A 4,624-nucleotide genomic window follows, 5' to 3' on the forward strand; every position below is an offset into this window, starting at 1 on the left:
GCGAGGACCTGGGTGGGCGGGCCGGATTCGATCACGCGGCCGGCGTCGAGGAAGCAGACCTGGTCGGCCACGTCGCGGGCGAAGCCCATCTCGTGGGTGGCCAGCACCATCGTCATCCCCTCGGACTTGAGGTCGCGGATCATGGTAAGGACCTCGCCGACCAGTTCCGGGTCCAGGGCCGAGGTGACCTCGTCGAGCAGCAGCAGCCGAGGCGAGTTGGCCAGCGCCCGGACGATCGCCACCCGCTGCTGCTGACCGCCGGAGAGCCGGTCCGGGAAAGCGTCGGCCTTTGCGCCCAGCCCCACCCGGTCCAGCAGCTCCCGGGCGCGTGCCTCCGCCTCGGCCCGGGAGCGGCGGTGCACCCGGCGCGGGGCGAGGGTGACGTTGTCCAGCACGCTCAGGTGCGGGAAGAGGTTGTACGACTGGAACACCATCCCGATCCGGCGGCGTACCTGGTCCGGGTCGACGCCCGGCGCGGAGATCTCCTCGCCGTCCAGCTCGATCGTCCCGTCGTGCAGCTCCTCCAGGAGGTTGAGGCAGCGCAGCAGGGTCGACTTGCCTGACCCGGACGCCCCGATCAGCGCCACCACCTGATGCTCGGCCACGGTCAGGTCGAGCCCGTCGAGGACGACCTGGCCACCGAACTCCTTGCGCAGCCCCCGACACCGCAACACGTCCACGGTCGGCCTCACGTCCATGGTCAGCCTCCGGACTGGCGTCGGGCCGCCCGCAGGGTCACCTGGTCGGTGACCGCGATCAGCGGGATCGCGAGCAGGACGAAGAGCACCCCGGCCACGATGTACGGCGTGTAATTGAACGTCTGGGCGGTGGCGATCTGCGCGGCCCGGACCGCGTCGATCGGCCCGGCCAGGGAGACCAGGCCGACGTCCTTCTGCAACGCCACCACGTCGTTGAGCAGCGGCGGTGTCACCCGCCGGACAGCCTGCGGCAGTACCACGTGCCGCATGGTCTGCCGGTAGGTCAGGCCCAGCGAGCGGGCCGCCGCGAGCTGGCTCGGGTGCACCGACTCGATGCCGGCGCGGAACACCTCCGCCAGGTAGCCGCCGTAGGTGAGCACCAGCGCCAACCCACCCAACACCAGCACCGGCGGCATGCCCTGTAACCGCAGGCCGGGCATGCCGAGGGTGAGCACGTACAGCACGATGATCAACGGCAGGCCGCGGAAGGTGTACGTGTAGCCGGCGGCGAGCGCCCGGATCGGGAAGAAGACCGGCCCGCGCAGGGTACGCAGGATCGCGATCAGCAGCCCGAGCAGCAGCGCCCCGATAGCGCAGCAGACCAGCAGCCGCACGTTGAGCCAGAGCCCGGTCAGCACCCGGGGCAGCGCGTCGCGGGCGATCTCCGGGTCCAGGAACGACTCGCGTACCCGCTCCCAGCCGGGTGCCCCGGTCACCGCGACCGCCAGCAGCGTGCCGATCGCCGCCGTCGAGGCGGCGGCGATCAGCACGCTCAGCACGGTCTGCCGGCGTCGGTACGCGGCCCGGGCCCGCTGGGCGGGCGACGGGTCGTGGTGCAGGGCGGTGCTCACAGGAGTTCAGGGGCTCCGGCGACCTGGGCGAGCCACTGCTGCTCCAGCTGCTTGAGCACACCGTCGGCGGAGAGCTGGCCGACCGCGCCGCTGACGCAACCGGTGAGCGGGGACTCCTTGTCCAGCAGCAACCCGAACGCCTCCGGCGTGCCGACCTGCGGCAGCTGCCCGACGATCACCGCGTCGTCGATCTCCGCGCCGGTGATGTAGAAGGCGGTGGGCAGGTCGACCACCAGCCCGTCGAGCTGGCCGTTCTGCAGTGCCTTCTTCGCGTCGTCGTTGCTGTTGTAGACCTGCGGCTCGACCGTCGGCTTCACCACGTCGGTGATCGCCTGGTAGCTGGTCGTGCCGACCTGGGCACCGAGCTTGGCACCGCGCAGGTCGGCCAGCGACGTCTTGCCGGCGATCTTGGAGGACTTCAGCGCGATGACCGTCTGCCGCACCAGGTAGTAGGGCGCAGAGAAGTCGACCGCCTGCTTGCGCTCCTCGGTGATGGAGAACTGGTTGATGTCGAAGTCGAAGTTCTTCGGCCCGGGCGCGATGGCGGAGTCGAACTTCACCCGTGTCCAGACCACGTCGTCCCGGGCGTAGCCGAGCCTCTCGGCCACCGCGTAGGCCACCGCCGACTCGTAGCCCTCGCCGCTGTCGGGTTTGTCGTCGACGAACCACGGCTGGTAGGCCGGCTCGTCGGTGGCGATGGTGAGCTTGCCCGGCGTGTGGGTGAGCAGGTTCTCCTTGGCGCACGCGGCGGCGCCGGTGGCGGAGGGCCTGGGAGTGGGCTCGGCCTGCGGGGCGCAGGCGGCGACCGCGAGCAGGAGGGTGCCGGCGGCGGCGAGCGTGAGCGTGCGTGGGGTGCTGACCATGGCGGACAGCGTACGACCAACATCGGCAGGCACCGAAGGGGTGTCCCACCATGTTGGTAGGGAATGCTGTTCCGCCCATCGGTCACCACCGGACCCGGTGCGCGCGACCACCGAGGGCGACTGCGAGAATCCGATGCCGTGAAGACGTTCGAGGAGTTGTTCGCGGAGCTGCAGGCCAAGGCCGCCGCCGGCACCCCCGGCTCGGGCACGGTCGCCGCGCTGGAGAAGGGCGTGCACTTCATCGGCAAGAAGGTCGTCGAGGAGGCGGCCGAGTCGTGGATGGCCGCCGAGCACGAGGGGCCGGAGCGTACCGCCGAGGAGATCTCCCAGCTGCTCTACCAGGTTCAGGTGCTGATGCTCGCCAGCGGTCTCGACCTGAAGGACGTCTACCGACATCTCTGAGTGCCCGCCGTCGACCCGATCCCGATCGAAGGAGCACTCCGTCATGCTGCGTGTCGCCGTACCCAACAAGGGCGCGCTGGCCGAGTCGGCCGCCCAGATGCTGCGTGAGGCGGGCTACCGCCAGCGCAGCGACCCCAAGGACCTGGTCTGCCGGGACCAGCCCAACGACCTCGAGTTCTTCTACCTGCGGCCGAAGGACATCGCCACCTACGTCGGCTCCGGTGACCTGGACGTCGGCATCACCGGCCGGGATCTGCTGATCGATTCCGGCGCCCCGGCGGAGGAGGTGGTCGACCTGAACTTCGGCCGGGCCACCTTCCGCTTCGCCGCCCGGCCCGACGACGTCGACGACGTGCGGGAGCTGGGTGGGCACCGGATCGCCACCGCGTACCCGGGGCTGGTCGAGCGTCACCTCGTCGAGCTGGGCGTCAAGGCCGACGTGATCCGCCTCGACGGCGCGGTGGAGAACGCCATCCGACTCGGCGTCGCCGACGTGGTCGCCGACGTGGTCGAGACCGGGGCCACCCTGCGCCAGGCCGGCCTGGTGGTCTTCGGGGAGCCGTTGCTGCAGTCCTCGGCGGTGCTGGTACGCCGTGCCGGCGCCGCGCCCCACCCGCAGGCCGAGCAGCTGCTGCGTCGGCTGCACGGGGTGCTGGTGGCCCGCCGCTACGTGATGCTCGCCTACGACGTGCCGGCCGGGCTGCTGGACCGGGCCAGCTCGCTGACCCCCGGCATCGAGTCGCCCACCGTCTCCCCGCTGCACCGCGAGGGCTGGGTGGCGGTGCAGGCCATGGTGCTCCGCGACGACGTGCACCGGATCATGGACGAGCTGTACGAGCTCGGCGCCCGGGCGATCCTGGTGACCAACATCCACGCCTGCCGGTTGTGAGGCCGCCACCGGTCGCGGTCGCCCTCACCCTGGTCACCCTCGGCGGAGCGGCCTCGGCGGCGCAGGGGGTGGTCAACGCCGAACTCGGGCAGCGGGTCGGCAACGCCACCCTGGGCGCGGTCGTCAACAACCTCGGCGGCACCCTGCTGATCATGGTCGGCCTGCTGGTGCTGCCGTCGATGCGCAGCGGGCTGGCCGCCCTGCGCCGGGCCCGGTTGCCCTGGTGGTCGTACCTGGGCGGTTTGGGCGGGGCGGCCATCGTGGTGCTCGGCGCGTACGCCGTCCCGGTGCTGGGGGTCGCGGTGTTCACCATCGCCCAGGTCGCCGGCGGCAGCCTCGGTGGGCTGGCGTCGGACCGGGCCGGGCTCGCCCCGCTGGGTCGGCTGCCGCTGACCACGCCCAGGATCGCCGGGGCGCTGCTCGGGGTGGCTGCCGTGGCCCTGGCCCAGACCGGTCAGCCCGTCGGTGACCTGGCCGTCGGGGTGCTCCTGCTCGCGGTGGCCGGTGGGGTCGGGGTCGCCTTGCAGGCGGCGCTGAACGGCCGGGTCTCCGCCGCCGGCTCGGCCGCCGCCGGGGTCGCGGTGAACTTCTTCGTCAGTACGCCGGTGGTGCTGCTCGTCGCGGCGCTGGCCGGCGCCTTCACCGGGCCACCGGTGGTCTGGCCGGACGGCTGGCATCTCTACGCCGGCGGGCTGCTCGGCGTCGTCATCGTGGCCAGCCTGGTGGTGGGGGTACGCGCGGCGGGCGTGCTGCGCACCGGCCTGGCCCTGGTCGCCGGGCAGCTCGGCGGTGCCCTGTTGCTGGACGTGCTGCTGCCGGGCGGGCCCGGAGCCCGGCTGCCGGTGCTGGCCGGCGCGCTGCTCACCCTGCTCGCGGTCCTGGTCGCCGGCCGCAGCCCACGCTCGACCATCGGCGCACCCC

Annotated in this window: 6 protein-coding genes; 3 read left to right on the forward strand and 3 right to left on the reverse strand. The window is 72.2% G+C overall.

All coding sequences use genetic code 11. From position 1 onward, the window contains the following. From C1I95_RS31925 to C1I95_RS31935, 3 genes are all read right to left on the reverse strand, one after another. Positions 1 to 698: amino acid ABC transporter ATP-binding protein (locus tag C1I95_RS31925; RefSeq protein ID WP_111219587.1), on the reverse strand; the 698-nt coding region annotated here is incomplete at its 3' end. A gap of 2 nt (positions 699 to 700) precedes the next feature. Next, positions 701 to 1,549, reverse strand: coding sequence for an amino acid ABC transporter permease (locus tag C1I95_RS31930; protein WP_233514012.1), 849 nt, complete (start codon positions 1,547 to 1,549; stop codon positions 701 to 703). Then, on the reverse strand, positions 1,546 to 2,412 hold the full coding sequence (locus C1I95_RS31935) for an ABC transporter substrate-binding protein (protein WP_111219589.1): 867 nt from the start codon (positions 2,410 to 2,412) through the stop codon (positions 1,546 to 1,548). The genes C1I95_RS31930 and C1I95_RS31935 overlap by 4 nt, the downstream gene beginning before the upstream one ends. 138 nt (positions 2,413 to 2,550) lie before the next feature. On the opposite strand from C1I95_RS31935, the gene C1I95_RS31940 reads away from it, so the two are divergent. From C1I95_RS31940 to C1I95_RS31950, 3 genes are all read left to right on the forward strand, one after another. After that, a complete protein-coding gene (locus C1I95_RS31940) occupies positions 2,551 to 2,814 on the forward strand; it encodes a phosphoribosyl-ATP diphosphatase (RefSeq protein ID WP_088947482.1) in 264 nt (87 codons plus the stop codon). 43 nt (positions 2,815 to 2,857) lie between these two features. Further along, on the forward strand, positions 2,858 to 3,703 hold the full coding sequence (gene hisG / locus C1I95_RS31945; protein ID WP_111219591.1) for an ATP phosphoribosyltransferase: 846 nt from the start codon (positions 2,858 to 2,860) through the stop codon (positions 3,701 to 3,703). Further along, the coding region (locus tag C1I95_RS31950) for a DMT family transporter (protein WP_111219593.1) at positions 3,700 to 4,624 on the forward strand (925 nt) is incomplete at its 3' end. The genes hisG and C1I95_RS31950, both read left to right, overlap by 4 nt.

The sequence above is a fragment of the Micromonospora craterilacus genome (assembly GCF_003236315.1).
In the GTDB taxonomy this organism is placed as follows: Bacteria; Actinomycetota; Actinomycetes; order Mycobacteriales; family Micromonosporaceae; genus Micromonospora; species Micromonospora craterilacus.

Coding starts and splice junctions, on each gene's coding strand:
- hisG (WP_111219591.1), top strand. CDS start 2,858: ATGCTGCGTGTCGCCGTACCCAACAAGGGCGCGCTGGCCGAGTCGGCC.
- C1I95_RS31935 (WP_111219589.1), bottom strand. CDS start 2,412: ATGGTCAGCACCCCACGCACGCTCACGCTCGCCGCCGCCGGCACCCTC.